Annotated in this window: 16 protein-coding genes; 6 read left to right on the forward strand and 10 right to left on the reverse strand. The window is 49.1% G+C overall.

What is annotated here, in order from left to right; translation table 11 throughout:
• Nucleotides 1-3 precede the first annotated feature (3 nt).
• The 3 genes from glsB to J4650_RS02380 all read left to right on the forward strand — a co-directional run bounded on the left by glsB (nt 4) and on the right by J4650_RS02380 (nt 2459).
• Complete coding sequence (gene glsB, locus J4650_RS02370; protein ID WP_000090081.1) at nt 4-930, forward strand: glutaminase B; 927 nt, start codon at nt 4-6, stop codon at nt 928-930.
• Nucleotides 930-1289 carry a DUF4186 domain-containing protein gene (locus J4650_RS02375; protein ID WP_000992451.1) on the forward strand — a complete coding sequence of 120 codons (360 nt, stop codon included), beginning with the start codon at nt 930-932 and terminating at the stop codon, nt 1287-1289. Before glsB ends, J4650_RS02375 begins: the two co-directional genes overlap by 1 nt.
• A 255-nt stretch (nt 1290-1544) precedes the next feature.
• The gene (locus J4650_RS02380) at nt 1545-2459 is read left to right on the forward strand and encodes a bestrophin family protein (protein WP_023199838.1); all 915 of its coding nucleotides are present in this window, start codon (nt 1545-1547) and stop codon (nt 2457-2459) included.
• Between the two features lie 55 nt (nt 2460-2514).
• Here J4650_RS02380 and J4650_RS02385 read toward each other — a convergent pair whose 3' ends face one another.
• A complete protein-coding gene (locus J4650_RS02385) occupies nt 2515-3057 on the reverse strand; it encodes a nuclear transport factor 2 family protein (RefSeq protein ID WP_000513126.1) in 543 nt (180 codons plus the stop codon).
• Between the two features lie 716 nt (nt 3058-3773).
• Between J4650_RS02385 and ompC the strand changes: the two genes are divergently transcribed.
• Nucleotides 3774-4892 (forward strand): porin OmpC, encoded by a 1119-nt coding sequence (gene ompC, locus J4650_RS02390; protein ID WP_000758336.1) that lies wholly within the window; start codon nt 3774-3776, stop codon nt 4890-4892.
• 140 nt (nt 4893-5032) lie between these two features.
• Here ompC and hypA read toward each other — a convergent pair whose 3' ends face one another.
• From hypA to J4650_RS02435, 9 genes are read right to left on the reverse strand one after another with little or no spacing between them, the layout of a single operon-like run.
• Entirely contained in the window at nt 5033-5374 is a 342-nt protein-coding gene (gene hypA / locus J4650_RS02395) for a hydrogenase maturation nickel metallochaperone HypA (protein WP_000544772.1), read from the reverse strand.
• A 12-nt stretch (nt 5375-5386) separates the two neighbouring features.
• Nucleotides 5387-6274 (reverse strand): ATP/GTP-binding protein, encoded by an 888-nt coding sequence (locus J4650_RS02400; protein ID WP_001189406.1) that lies wholly within the window; start codon nt 6272-6274, stop codon nt 5387-5389.
• On the reverse strand, nt 6262-7323 hold the full coding sequence (locus tag J4650_RS02405) for a hydrogenase expression/formation C-terminal domain-containing protein (RefSeq protein WP_023993254.1): 1062 nt from the start codon (nt 7321-7323) through the stop codon (nt 6262-6264). The genes J4650_RS02400 and J4650_RS02405 overlap by 13 nt, the downstream gene beginning before the upstream one ends.
• A 17-nt stretch (nt 7324-7340) precedes the next feature.
• Entirely contained in the window at nt 7341-7751 is a 411-nt protein-coding gene (locus J4650_RS02410; RefSeq protein WP_000155978.1) for a hydrogenase, read from the reverse strand.
• On the reverse strand, nt 7748-8047 hold the full coding sequence (gene hypC, locus J4650_RS02415) for a HypC/HybG/HupF family hydrogenase formation chaperone (RefSeq protein WP_023993255.1): 300 nt from the start codon (nt 8045-8047) through the stop codon (nt 7748-7750). The genes J4650_RS02410 and hypC overlap by 4 nt, the downstream gene beginning before the upstream one ends.
• Nucleotides 8047-8655, reverse strand: a complete 609-nt coding sequence (gene hybD, locus J4650_RS02420; protein WP_000852664.1) for a HyaD/HybD family hydrogenase maturation endopeptidase — start codon at nt 8653-8655, stop codon at nt 8047-8049. Before hybD ends, hypC begins: the two co-directional genes overlap by 1 nt.
• A 5-nt stretch (nt 8656-8660) precedes the next feature.
• Entirely contained in the window at nt 8661-9404 is a 744-nt protein-coding gene (gene cybH, locus J4650_RS02425; RefSeq protein ID WP_000924456.1) for a Ni/Fe-hydrogenase, b-type cytochrome subunit, read from the reverse strand.
• The gene (locus tag J4650_RS02430; protein WP_000331200.1) at nt 9355-11157 is read right to left on the reverse strand and encodes a nickel-dependent hydrogenase large subunit; all 1803 of its coding nucleotides are present in this window, start codon (nt 11155-11157) and stop codon (nt 9355-9357) included. The genes cybH and J4650_RS02430 overlap by 50 nt, the downstream gene beginning before the upstream one ends.
• A 2-nt stretch (nt 11158-11159) precedes the next feature.
• The gene (locus J4650_RS02435) at nt 11160-12263 is read right to left on the reverse strand and encodes a hydrogenase small subunit (protein ID WP_001194448.1); all 1104 of its coding nucleotides are present in this window, start codon (nt 12261-12263) and stop codon (nt 11160-11162) included.
• A 428-nt stretch (nt 12264-12691) separates the two neighbouring features.
• Here J4650_RS02435 and J4650_RS02440 point away from each other — a divergent pair, with 428 nt between their 5' ends.
• The gene (locus J4650_RS02440) at nt 12692-13783 is read left to right on the forward strand and encodes a linear amide C-N hydrolase (protein WP_023993256.1); all 1092 of its coding nucleotides are present in this window, start codon (nt 12692-12694) and stop codon (nt 13781-13783) included.
• Between the two features lie 45 nt (nt 13784-13828).
• Complete coding sequence (locus J4650_RS02445; protein ID WP_000388417.1) at nt 13829-14620, forward strand: FadR/GntR family transcriptional regulator; 792 nt, start codon at nt 13829-13831, stop codon at nt 14618-14620.
• Nucleotides 14621-14651 lie beyond the last annotated feature (31 nt).

Genomic DNA, 14651 nt, shown 5'->3' on the forward strand with positions numbered 1-14651 from the left:
GTTGTGGCCAGGGCCATGGATAATGCAATTTTAGAGACGATTTTACAGCGCGTTCGCCCCCTCATTGGCCAGGGCAAAGTCGCTGACTATATTCCGGCATTAGCGTCCGTCGAGGGTTCAAAGCTGGGGATAGCGATTTGTACCGTGGACGGGCAGCATTATCAGGCGGGCGATGCGCACGAACGCTTCTCTATTCAGTCTATTTCGAAAGTGCTCAGTCTGGTGGTGGCGATGCGTCATTATCCGGAAGAGGAGATCTGGCAGCGCGTCGGAAAAGATCCTTCCGGCTCGCCGTTCAATTCGTTGGTTCAGTTAGAGATGGAACAAGGCATCCCGCGTAATCCATTTATTAATGCGGGCGCGCTGGTGGTATGCGACATGTTGCAAGGCCGGCTTAGCGCGCCGCGTCAGCGGATGCTGGAAGTTGTGCGCGCGCTTTGCGGCGTATCGGATATTACGTATGACGCTACGGTCGCGCGCTCTGAATTTGAGCATTCCGCCCGTAACGCCGCTATTGCCTGGCTGATGAAATCATTCGGTAATTTTCATCATGATGTGCCTACCGTGTTGCAAAATTACTTTCACTACTGTGCGTTGAAAATGAGCTGCATGGAACTGGCGAGGACGTTTGTCTTTCTGGCGAATCAGGGCGAGGCGTTTCATCTCGACGAGCCGGTAGTGACCCCCATGCAGGCCCGGCAGATTAATGCGCTAATGGCGACCAGCGGGATGTATCAGAATGCCGGCGAGTTTGCCTGGCGGGTGGGATTGCCCGCTAAATCCGGCGTGGGCGGCGGTATTGTCGCCATAGTGCCGCATGAAATGGCGATTGCCGTCTGGAGTCCGGAGCTGGATCCTGCGGGAAACTCTCTGGCAGGTATCGCCGCGCTTGAGCAATTAACACAAACGTTAGGACGTTCGGTATACTGATGAATGCGCTTGAACCGCTCTTTGCCCGCCTGGCGCGATCGACATTTCGTTCGCGTTTTCGTCTCGGGATAAAAGAAAGACAATATTGCTGGGATAAAGGCGCGGAGGTGATTGATAAACACGCCGCCGATTTTATCGCCCAGCGACTGGCGCCAGCTCACCCGGCGAATGATGGTAAGCAAACGCCGATGCGGGGCCATCCGGTATTTATCGCGCAACATGCGACGGCAACCTGCTGTCGCGGGTGCCTGGCGAAGTGGCACCAGATACCTCAGGGAGAACCGCTGAGTAAAGCGCAGCAACAGTATATTGTCAGCGTTATCCATTACTGGCTGGTCATACAAATGAATCAGCGGTAGAGCAGCGCGTCGTTGCTGACGCTTTCCCCGATAAAACACCCTATACCACTGATAGCAGCCGTTGACCGTCATATATCTCATGTGCTGAAGTGTCTTTTTAGTTACAACATACATTTGGTTGTTTTTTTTCAACGCCTGTCAGCACTGTGCAAAAAAATGTTCTACAGGGCAGGGAACCCGTGTATCGCCAGAAGCTTGCAACCTTGATCTGGATCACGTTTAATGACAGTGCTTTTTTACCTGCTGAAGATAATCATGATCGTTAGACCACAACAGCACTGGATTCGCCTGATATTTGTCTGGCATGGTTCCGTGTTATCTAAAATCTTTTCACGACTACTCCTTAACTTTCTTCTTTCTATCGCCGTTATTATCATGCTGCCCTGGTACACAATGCTGGGTATTAAGTTTACCCTTGCGCCGTTTAGCATACTGGGCGTCGCTATCGCCATTTTTCTGGGGTTTCGCAATAATGCCTGTTATGCGCGTTACGTCGAAGCCCGACATTTGTGGGGGCAGTTGATGATCGCTTCACGCTCAATACTGCGTGAGGTGAAAACAACCTTACCTGATGAACGCGGTATCGAGGATTTTGTTCGGTTACAAATCGCTTTTGCCCACTGTTTGCGTATGACATTGCGTCGACAGCCTCAAACGCAAGTTCTGGGAAACTATCTTGACCAGGGCGCGTTACAGAAAGTTGTCGCTTCCCATTCGCCCGCTAATCGTATCTTATTGCTGATGGGAGAGTGGCTGGCGATTCGCCGCCGCAGCGGAAAGCTTTCCGATATTTTATTTCATAGCCTCAACAACCGTTTAAATGATATGTCGTCAGTGTTGGCCGGCTGTGAACGCATCGCCAACACGCCGGTGCCTTTTGCCTATACGTTAATTTTGCATCGTACGGTTTATCTTTTCTGCATTATGTTGCCATTTGCACTGGTGGTTGATCTGCACTATATGACGCCGTTTATTTCGGTGCTTATTTCTTATACGTTTATCGCGCTGGATGCGTTAGCGGAAGAGTTGGAAGATCCGTTCGGTACTGAAAATAATGATTTACCGCTGGATGCGATATGCAATGCGATAGAAATCGATTTACTGCAAATGAATGATGAAAGGGATATTCCGGCAAAACGGATACCGGATAAGCACTATCAACTGACCTGAGATCGTCTTAACTGGCGCAGAATGTTCATCTGCGCCATAACCTGAAGAGCAAAGCTTAATAGCCTTCTCCAACGCCGGTTTTGGCTGGACCGGAGTAGTGGACATGAACGATTCGCCATCCTGTGTTTGGTATCTTCGCCCACACCTGGCTTTCGCGGCCTGTCGTGTGTTGAGTCTGCCCATTATCACGGCGTACCGCGGTAAAATGCCAGTCGAACTCTGCAACGGCGGCATTGCCATACACATGAATAGCAGGGGGAGCGTCCAGTTTTAATGTGCGTTTACTGAAAGTTTTACCCATAGTGGTGCCATAAAAATTTTCAGCGATCTGCGACCATCCGCGTTCGTGACCGCGTGGATGAATGAAACTGGTTTCCGGTGAAACATAAAAGAGCTGCTTGCCTAACGTTGGGTCTGCCTTATCTATTGAATAAAGGTAACGGTTAATGCCTTCTGTAATTTCTTGTTTAACGGTCGACGTAGCTTCATTTTGTGCGGCGGTTGGCGTTGCCGCTGATGCCGATGACACCATCAGAGTTAACGTTATCGCGGCGGCCGAAAACAATAGTGACGTTTTTTGCATAATAGTTATACCCATATGGTCTGTTTTTGAGACGCTTTATCTTTCCTGTTACGTTCACTTTTATACTAAAGGAGCATGGCTCACGAACAATAAAAAACATCCTTCTATAAAATTACCCCGAAAAGGGAGTAGTGCAATTAAGAATATCGTATTTGTTTGTAACGGCATGACTCAAAATATCAACATTTAGAGTTTCAGTATTGTTGTTGTCCATTGACTTACTTTTATGTTTATTACCGCTGGTAAATAGTTAATCTTATGAATAGTGATATGCAAATGATCGTTTGCGCTATGTGATAATTAACTATGGTAAAAATACACGAAGCGAAGAAGTGCTATTTCAGTAGTACTGATATTTTCATAACGCTAATTTAAAAATAAATGTAAACGTAACAAATTATACACAAAAATAAGAAGGGCTGTGGCCTCAACTGACTTGATTATGATTCCGTCTTAACGAATGTCAGCCGAGTGTTCAGTGCCATTCTCGCCCTGGCATCCCCGACCGTAAGCCTGTTCTCTACTGGTAACCCCCTTGTTATTACAGCAGAAAACAGGGCATATCATTGATGTAGTCATGCTTAACTTGCATTTTAACATCACTAATACATAGCAAGCTAATATTACACTTTGAAACTTAACGCACGGTAATTGTTAGTGATATTGTCCTGGACAGTTCCGCGAGCAGGTTTTGCGGAAAGTCCAAAAATAAGACAAATAAGGCATATAAAATGAAAAAAGTAGTGGTGTTATCTGCGGTAGCCGCAGCCGTAATGATGGCTGGAGCCGCCAACGCAGCAGAAATCTATAACAAGGATGGCAATAAACTGGATTTGTATGGCAAGGTCGACGGCCTGCATTATTTTTCCAGTAATCATAGTACGGATGGCGATCAATCTTATATCCGTATGGGTATTAAAGGCGAAACTCAAATTACCGATCAACTAACCGGTTTTGGACAGTGGGAGTATCAGGTCAACGCCAATCGTCCGGAAGATGGTGACTCCAGCGGTTCCCCGCAAAGCTGGACGCGTCTCGGTTTTGCTGGTTTGGCATTTGCCGATATGGGGTCTGTTGATTATGGTCGTAACTATGGCGTGTTATACGACATCGGTTCATGGACTGACGTACTGCCTGAATTTGGTAATGATTCGTATGAAGCTTCCGATAATTTTATGACCGGACGCGCGAATGGCGTTCTGACTTATCGCAATAATGATTTCTTTGGTCTGGTTGATGGTCTGAATATTGCGTTGCAGTATCAGGGTAAAAATGACGGCCTGTCGAAAGAAGGCGATCCTTTAAGTAATAATGCCAGAAAAAGTATCGCGTACCAGAATGGCGATGGTTTCGGGGCATCAGCGACATATGATTTGGGCATGGGGGTGAGCCTGGGGGCAGCCTATACCAGTTCCAAACGCACGCTTGATCAGATGACGCAAGATAAATACGACAATGGCGACCGCGCTGAAGCCTGGACTGGCGGCGTGAAGTATGATGCCAATAATATTTACCTGGCGGCAAACTATACCCGTACTTATGATATGACCTATATGGGCGATACATTGGGCGGCTTTGCACATAAAACCGATAACTGGGAAATGGTAGGGCAATATCAATTTGATAATGGCTTACGCCCGTCACTGGCGTTCCTGCAATCCAGAGCCAATGATGTTAATGGACTGGGTTCGTTCGACCTTGTGAAATATATTGATGTGGGTTCCTATTACTACTTCAATAAAAATATGTCCGCGTATGTTGACTACAAAATCAATCTGCTAAAAGATGGCAACCCATCGAATCCTAATACAGACAACACCGTGGCGCTCGGCTTAGTCTACGAGTTTTGATAAAACTTGCTGATTAAGACAGTTTAGGGATACCCTCCTTTTCCCAAAACTGGGTCACTGCTTAACCTTTATTATTGTTAATTTATTCTTTTATTATTTCAGGACGCTTCTGGCGTCCTTTTTTATTGACTATTCGTTGACTATTCGACTTCGATCTCGCGAATGCGCATTCTGCTACTGTCATCTATCTGCACTTTGCCTGAATGACAAAAGGGGCAACAGAGTGTGGATGTTTGAGAGGTGAAGGGTTGATTACAGGACAGACACCAACCTTGCGCCGGTGCGATAGTAATGTGGAAACGCGCATTGTCAGCAAGGGTATGACGAGCGGCGACGTCCAGGCCAAAATGCAGCGCCGGCACCTCAACACAGGCCATAACGCCAATCTCCAGCCAGACTTGCTTTACCTTGCTGAACTGGTGATTTACTGCCTGCTCCTCCAGCAATTCGATAATATTTTGCGCCAGGGCTAATTCATGCATGGGCCAGCTCCTTCATTCAACAATATTTACGGCGACACAAGGATCAATTACCTGTAACTGTTGCGACCACAATGAGAGTGGAATAGTGGCCAGTTCGCGAGCAATGACGCCGTCAGATTGGGCGTGACGTGTGGTAGGCGAGATAATACGGTAATCAAGAATATTGCCTGACGTCGTCAGTCTGGCCTGATGAACTAACCATCCTCGCGCGGTTTCCACTACCGCTATTTTCCATTCGCCATCATCAAAACGATTCCAGCGCAGGGTAGGAAGGGCGCTCAAACTTCGGGCGAGCGTAATGCAGCGGGCCAGCAGACGTAGCGCAGTCGTTTTTCCGCTAAGACAACAGGCTGACAGTAGCGGATATTCGATAGCCAGAGGCGAGACATCCAGGGGACCATGGGTTATTAACGTATGGTCCGGGGACGACGCCATCGGTAGTGTAGGTGTAATGATATTCTGTACTGCCGCCAGCCAGCGGGCGGTTTCAGAACGCTCTTGCAAAAACCAGGCTTCCCAGCCCTTTACGCCAGCGGCAAGCCAGGTCTGAGGATCATCGTCAAAAAAGATTGTGCTTGCCAGCGGGGATAACTCTCCGCGACGTAACAACGCCCATTCTTCAGCGGTTGCCTGTCGGTGGCTAAACAGGGGGAGCCAGTCGGTCAACGCGCGACGGAGCGTTTCTCGCGCCAGCTCCTGTTGTGCGGCCTGCATATCTGGCTTCTCTTCAGGAAACAACAGTAAAGCCGCCGCTACGCTGTGCGCCTGAGCGCACAACGTAAACAAACGTGAAATAAGCGTTTTTGCGTACACCGGTGTTGCGCCCTGTAACAAACGACCGATCGGCGCCTCCTGCCAGATAATCCGTAGCGGGTGAGAATAGACGGTCAATCTTTGCACGAATTATTACCTTCATCGATCACCATAAACCCGGACTTACTGGTTTCGCAAACCGGACAGCACCAGTAATCAGGTAACTGGTTGAAGGGCACGCCGGGTGGAATTTGCCATACATCATCGCCCAGCGCAGGGTCGTAAACCCACCAACATACTTTGCACTCCATGCGCACCACTGGCTCATTTTCTGTGACCGGGTATTCTTTCAACCATTCCAACGTATTTTTTAGCCCCGCGTAGGCATCTTCGATATCGTCGATGCCTGCAACGGCGATATCAGGAATGTCCGCTATCTCAATCATATCTTGCAGTAATGTGTTCATATCATTGAAATAATTGACGCGCCATACGCCGGGAAAATGCGTGCTTACAATCCGGCATTTACCATATCCGCGTGAAAAAATAGCGCTACACCCTTCGCCTAAAAAATGATCCAGATACTCGCGATCGGCATCGTTTACTGGCAATAGCGTTAAGTTAATGATATGCGGCTCTTTTACCGGCTGTTTTACGCGCTCGGCTATTTCATGCGCGATAAAGGCGCCATTCATCAATCCCGCCGGTTGCGGCGGCAATTCTGGCGTAATCGGCGGCTGCGGATGCGTCTGCCAGATGCTCTCCGGGATCGGGCCAATGATAATTTCATCGGCAACCCGTTGCTGGTCAGCGTTATATTCACGTACACGCCAGACGCCCGTAAAAACCGTCTCCTGAATACGCTGTTCTTTTCCATCGGATAATAGTACCCGGGCGGAGATTTCACCTTCGCCGAGCAGTTGATCCAACAAACCGCTATTCTGTTGCTCAGTGGCATTCAGCTTATAGCTCAGGGGAAAGGGGAGAGTTGCCACCGGGTTATCCATATCGCGAATAAGCGTAGTCAGGATGTGTCTGGCTACACGAAACTCAGCGGGCAGCGCCTGTTCCGGTAAAACCGGCGTCAGTGGGAGATTAATGCCGGCGGGGATAGGAAGAAAGTTAAAGTCTTCCTCTTCTGGCTGCGAGCCTGGTCCGGCAATATTAACGACTGGAATAGTTCTGGAATGATTCACGTGTGTTACCTTTCATTCTATTGCGTAATAACGGGAATATCCTGACGATAGCCCGGTGTGGTCAGCAATGCGGCCACCCGCTGAGAGTATTCTTGCCAGCTATATAATCCCGCCAGACTGCCGACAAAACGGTGCTGGCGAAAGAAAAGCAGCGCCGGATATTTCAGAATGCGATACTCCCGGGCGATCAGTTCACTCTGTTCGCTATCCGCAAATGCCGCGGTATAAGACGTCGCCGGAAATTGCTTGAGGATCTCCGGGATAATGACCCAACTGTCGGCGACTTCCGGATGTTTGTTGGGGTCGCTTTGCAGCAAAACCAGCAGAGTCGGATGCGCATTAATCAACGACGGGAGCGTTTGCGCATCGGTAACCAGAAAGCCTTTATCCGCCAGTGGACAAACAGGATTTTGGGGTGAGATAGTCATTTTTTTAAATGCTCCGGTAATTCAGGCGTGCGAGATAATAAATCGGCAAAACCGGTCAGCGGATCGCTTTGCGTGAGCATGGCCTGTTCCAGTGAGTCCAGCGCCGCCAGTACCTCAGCGGCTTCCGCTTCGTCCATTTCTCGTCGTGCTGTGCCGCCAAATGTCAGCAGCCATGCGCCTGCTAAGGGGGGAGCCACAAGCCGAATATCAACGTCGATAAGCTCGCCGTGTCGGTCGCGGCATTTGGCGAACCACTGACCGGGTGAAATAACCTGCACAGGAACGCCAATACACATTATGATTTCTCTCTCTGTAGCACCCGAATATCGCCGACCCGGCAAGCGCTTTGCGCATCTGGGCGTTCATCTTCGTAGCGTTCCATACACAGGCTGTAATGATTGAGTCTTTCAGTGGGCAAGGCCGCTGAAGAGGCGGTGATACCCCATTGCGCCAGCACTTCCTGCGCGAGATAGACCGCAGGCATCAGTTGCGCCTTTACCTGCGGCGTAAGACTCCCGCCATAGTCATCCAGACATTCCGGCTGCACGCCAATCAGCACAATCTCCGATAACTGGCCGCCGGTTAATTGCAGCAATGCCAGCACTTCAGAAAAACTGGTCTGATGTAAACTGAGTTTTTTCGCCGTCAGATAGGCGGGAACCTGTTCATCACGAAACATCGCCAGCGAACCTGGCGCCATACCAAAATCGATAGCATCCATGATTAACAGTTTTTCTGTCTGTTGCAGCCAGGGCAGCAGCGCCAGCCCCTGCGTACCGCCATCAACAACGTCAACTTTCTCGTTATCGGCATACTGTTCAAACAGCTTTTCCGCCGCTCTGACGCCAAACCCTTCATCTGCCCAAAGCAGGTTGCCAAGCCCTAAGATTGTTACTTCTGCCATTGTTATCACCTGAACCAGCGCCAGCCGCTTATCATGACGGAAATCACGCTTTGTCGGCTCATAATGTCTTCACGGATAGCGGTATAAACATGCGCAATGACGAAGGCGATAATGAACCACATGCCCAGCCGGTGCCAGAAATGCAGCGCGAGGCTATCGTTGCCAGTCAGGCGAATCATCCAGCCAAACCATTGATACGCCCAACTGTCTGTTCCAAGCCCTTCGCCATAGAGCGCAAAGCCGCTACACACCATCAGTACGGACATCCAGAAATAGAACATTACCGCCAGTCCCGCTACCGGATTATGTCCATAGTAACGATGGGCCTCTTTTTCGAGGAAAAAATACCAGCGGATTTCGCTGATAACGCCTTTACGCCAGGCGCGGCGCCAGAACGGAACCAGAAACATCTCCCTGGCGTACTCATTGCCGACACATGCCCAGTAAATACGAAACAGCAGCGCGACAGTAAAAATATACGCCGTGGTAAAATGGATCAGTCGTATCCAGCCCATCCAAAACATAAAGGTCGCTTCACCTTGAATCGATGGCAGGGGGCGGCCAATGAAATATCCTGTAACAGCCAGGACGACAATGGATAACGCCGTGATCCAGTGCCATAAACGGACCGGCGCTTCATAGATATAGTACCCCTGGCTGGTTATTTCTTTGAGATGCATTGAGACCTCCGAATCGTCGTCATCGTACCTGAACCCTGACCAGCTCCCCTCCATGATTATCAATAACATGGGTGGAGCAGGCCAGGCAGGGATCGAAGCTGTGCAGAGTACGTAAAATCTCCAATGGTTGATCGGGAACGGCGAGTTTAGTCCCCATTAACGCCGCTTCGTACGCGCCAATTTGACCTTTATCGTCACGTGGCCCGGCATTCCAGGTTGTCGGTACCACACACTGATAGCTGTCGATTTTCTGATTTTCAATTTTTATCCAGTGCCCCAGCGCGCCGCGCGGCGCCTCGCTGAAACCAACGCCTTTTGCCGATGTAGGCCAGGTATCGGGTTCCCAGAGCGTGACGTTTGCCGTCGCCGTATCGCCGGACTTGAGGTTACGCATCAGACGATCGAAGAAATATTGCAGCGTATTGCCTGCCCATACGGATTCCAGCGCACGCGCGGCAGTACGTCCTAATGTAGAAAAGAGCGCTTCTTTAGGCAGCTTTAATACACTCAGCAGTTGATCCACGGGCTCTTTAAATTCCGGTTTATTTTGATGATATCCAATCAGATAACGCGCCAGCGGACCTACCTCCATCGCATGTCCCTTCCAGCGCGGCGATTTAATCCATGAATATTTAGCGGACTCATCCACCTGTTCGATAAAGGTTTTTGTGCCTTTATAGTGTTCGCCCATGACCAGTTGCGGTTCGGTCAGACCATCCCACGGATGCAGGCCCTTATCGTTATTGCCGTTACCATAGGTATACCAGGAGTGAGTGACAAACTCCTGAATCTCATCGGGGGCGGTTAAATCGACAGGATGAATTTCGTCGAAACGACCGTTAATGATAGCCCCACGCGGAAGCAGAAGATTACTGGCGGAATAATCGTTAGGGTTATCCGGAAACTCGCCATAAGCCAGCAGGTTCATGCTCGATAACCCGCCGCCGATTTTTGCCCAGTCTTTGTAATAACTGGCAATCAGCAAGACGTCCGGAAGATAAACCTGTTCGCAGAACTGGCGAGCTTTTTGGATGATGGAACTGACAAGATTCAGACGTTCCATATTCACTGCGCCGACCGCGCCCGTTTCGTCAAGGTTGATGGCGCAAGGAACGCCGCCCACCAGCCAGTTAGGATGCGGGTTTTTACCACCGAAAACGGTGTGAATTTTTACGATCTCTTTTTGAAAATCGAGCGCTTCAAGATAGTGGGCGACCGCCAGCAAATTGGCTTCCGGCGGAAGTTTCATCGCCGGGTGTCCCCAGTAGCCATTACGGAAAGGGCCAAGTTGACCGGACTCGATAAACCGCTTCAGTCGATTTTGCAAATCGCGGAAATATCCCGGCGAGGATAGCGGCCATGCGGAAAGGCTTTGCGCGATGGCGGAGGTCTGATGCGGGTCGGCTTTCAGGGCGGCAACTACATCAACCCAGTCCAGCGCGTGCAGATGATAAAAATGCACCAGGTGATCGTGAACGTGTAGCGTAGCCTGCATCATATTACGGATACAGTTTGCGTTGTCCGGAATCGCGATTCCCAGCGCATTTTCTACGGCACGGATTGAGGTCAGAGCGTGTGTACCGGTGCAGACGCCGCAAATGCGTTCAACGAATGCCCAGGCGTCTCGCGGATCGCGACCTTTCAGGATAACCTCCAGGCCGCGCCACATGGTGCCGGTCGACACGGCGTTAGTAATGACATTATTACTGTCGATATTCACTTCGCAACGCATATGCCCTTCGATGCGAGTAACCGGATCGACCACAATTCGCCGTCCGCTATTGTCCAGCGTAAAACCCTGAGTCTGATAAGGATATGCCATAATTATTTTTTCTCTTCCGGAGCGTTTTCTGATGACGTGTTGTTTTTATTGCGGGCGTGTTTTATGGCGCTCACTGTGGCGTGAGCGATGGCGGCAGCGCCCGCGACGCCGGCAACGCCCAGTCCGATTTTATCGGCGGTAGCCTCAATGCCGGTTTGCGGAATGCCCGTTGCCCGGCTGTAAAAAGAACCGTAATCCCAGAATCCATCTTCCGAACATCCGAGGCATCCATGACCCGACTGGATAGGAAAAGACACGCCATCATTCCAGCGAACGGTTGAACAGGCGTTATAGGTGGTCGGACCTTTACAGCCCATCTTGTACAGGCAATACCCTTTTCTGGCGCCTTCGTCATCCCACGCTTCCACAAACTGACCGGCATCGAAATGCGCGCGTCGGTAACATTTGTCATGAATTCGCTGGCCATAAAACATTTTTGGTCGTCCAAGACGATCAAGGGGAGGGATGCGATCAAATGCCAGCATATAGGTGATAACGGCGGACATCACTTCAGGTATAGGCGGGCAGCCTGGCACTTTAATAATGGGTTTATCGGTAATTAATTTGTGAACCGGCGTGGCTTTAGTTGGGTTGGGACGGGCTGCCTGCACGCAGCCCCATGATGCGCAGGACCCCCAGGCGATAATCGCTTTAGCATCCGCGCTGACGCGTTTTAACTTCTCCAGGAACGGCTCGCCAGCCAGTATGCAAAACATCCCATCTTCATTCAGCGGCGCGTTACCTTCCACGGCAACGATATAATTTCCTTTGTACTCACGCATCACATCCGCCAACGCCTGCTCGGCTTGTTGCCCTGCGGCGGCCATAATGGTGTCGTCATAATCCAGGGAAATGAGCGACAAAATGGCATCTTTTGCCAACGGGTGCGCAGAGCGAATGAAAGATTCGGTACAACAGGTACATTCAAGACCATGCAGCCATATCACTGGCGTACGCGGTTTATTCTCCAGGGCATAAGCTATCTGAGGAATCATCGAACTGCTCAGGCCTAAAGACGTTGCGGTAAGGCTGCAAAACTTGAGGAAGCTACGCCTTGTCACGCCGTGTCTACGCATAACTTGATAAAATGTATCTTGTGTTTGCATAACGTTTATCCCAAACCACTATAGTTAGTGTGGGCATCATATGTTGCATTTCTTGTCTTTCTCAACGTGTTTTAGTAGCAATTATGTTTCTAATTCGTAACAACTGATTACATGTGTGCTACTCACATTACTCAAAAACATAAATTAATTTAATGTTATTGGTGATGTGGAGTAAATATAGCGTTGTGAAGATATCTCTTAATGTTGATAAGAAACCGTGTTTTTTATTTATAACATGATGGGTTTTTTTTAAATGGTCACACGGATAACGCGTTTCATGTTAGTTCGCTGTGTTTAACTCTCCTTTAAACCCGTCAGTTAAATTTATTAGCTTGTAAAATAAGATCACAATTAATTACGTGCTGCATAACCATTGATAGGTTTAATTTAATATATTCATCCAATCCATTTTTACAAACAAGGAGAGCATGATGAAAAAAAGTAAAGCAATGTTATTTATCGCTCCGGCGCTGTTTTCATACGCCCTGGCTGCACAGGCCTGCACAACCCTTGCTATTCAGGATAAACAAGGCGATATTTTTCATGGGCGTACGCTGGAATATATGCAGGATTTACCCTCATGGTTAACGTATTACCCGGCGGGAACACAGTTTGATAAAAAAACGCCGGATGGCAGCCAGGGGATAAGCTATCAGGCGAAGTATCCGATACTGGCCATTACTTCCACCATTACTGATGGCGATAGCAGAGACATACTTGAAGGCATGAATAGCGCGGGATTGTCATTTAGTGAAAACATGATCATGAATGCGCAGTTGCCGCCATTGCCCGCGAGTGAATATAAACAGGCAATTCCTGTCACCTCGTTGGGAGAATGGGCGCTGGCCCGTTTTGCTACTGTCGGCGAGGTAAAACAGGCAATAAAAGAGGGCAAATTCTGGTCACCGGAACTGCATCGGTTTGGCGATCTGAAATCGCCATTTCATTATGCGTTTTACGACAAGAAAGGAGGAAGCATTGTCGTTGAAGTGGAAAATGGCAAATTCCATGTCTATGACAATCCCACTCGCGTGATGACAAATGGTCCCGCATTCCCCTGGCATCTGACAAATCTGAATAATTATACGCAATTAACCAATGTGGACCGCTCTTCAGGCACACTGGGCGGGATAAAAGTGATGCAGCCTGATAGCGGGATTGCTATTGCAGACTTGCCATCGTCCGATACGTCGGTTTCCCGTTTTATACGCGGCGTTTATTACACCACATATGCGCCGCAAGCGACATCCGCCCACGATGCAATGAATACGCTTGCGCATATTATGAGCCGTTTAGATCGTCCGAAAAATATTACGGTTGATTATATGGGGAGTGAAGGGGAAGGCAACGCCACCCGCAAACCGGTCTCAGAATATACGGTCTGGACAACGCTGTCTGACTTAACGCACGGTGAGATGATGGTGCGCGGCTACAATGATATCAACTATAAAACCTGGTCTCTTTCTCAGTTTAAGAACGCGACAGCGCCCGTGTTCGAGAAAATCAACGTCAAAGGATAAATAGCTCATCTCGGTTTAGTTTCCCCGGTAGTCTCGGCGAAGGTAATGGAGGCTACCGGCGGTTGCTTCTCTTTATCATGCACGGTAATTAATTATCACGATCACCAGCGCCAGGATGGTATGCTAAATCCATTCAAAATCCCCTGGATATGGATTGGAGGGCGCATGGTTATACCTGAGGTCAGGCAGGAGAGGCTCTATCAGAAGATAGCCAACCTCATCATTAAGCTGATCAATGATAATATTTTTCCACCGGGAACTTTTTTACCGCCAGAACGCGAACTGGCAAAACAGCTTGGCGTGAGCCGCGCCTCCTTGCGAGAAGCCCTTATTGTACTGGAGATCTCGGGATGGATCGTGATTCAGTCCGGTAATGGGGTTATCGTTTCAGATAAAAAACACCTTGCCAGCGACTATACCATCGAAGAAATTCTCTCTACTCGCGAGCTGGTCGATAGCCATTGTGCGCGCTTAGCCGCACAAAACGATAACGTTGACGTCATCAATCAAATAGAGGCGATTTATCATCGTATGGATCAAGCCATTAACGATAATAACGTCCACGGCTTTTACTCGCTGGATAAAGAGTTTCACCTTGCGATCTCTGAGGCCAGCCGTAACCGGGTGTTGTTCGATATGTCCCGTATGTTATGGGAACAACGGATTAATATCCCTTATGCCGGGCTTGATGAGCAGTCTGGAGACAGAAATGTTTTACTTAATCTCAACAAACAACATAAAGCGATAGTGGATGCGATGCGACAGTCTGATGCTGACAGCGCCTATGAGGGATCGCTGGAACATTTACGCTATGTGAGAAAGATTGTCGGCGGCTAATTTTGTCGATGAATAACACCGCATGGCGGTC

Source organism: Salmonella sp. 32120201201600049SM (genome assembly GCF_017572835.1).
In the GTDB taxonomy this organism is placed as follows: domain Bacteria; phylum Pseudomonadota; class Gammaproteobacteria; order Enterobacterales; family Enterobacteriaceae; genus Salmonella; species Salmonella enterica.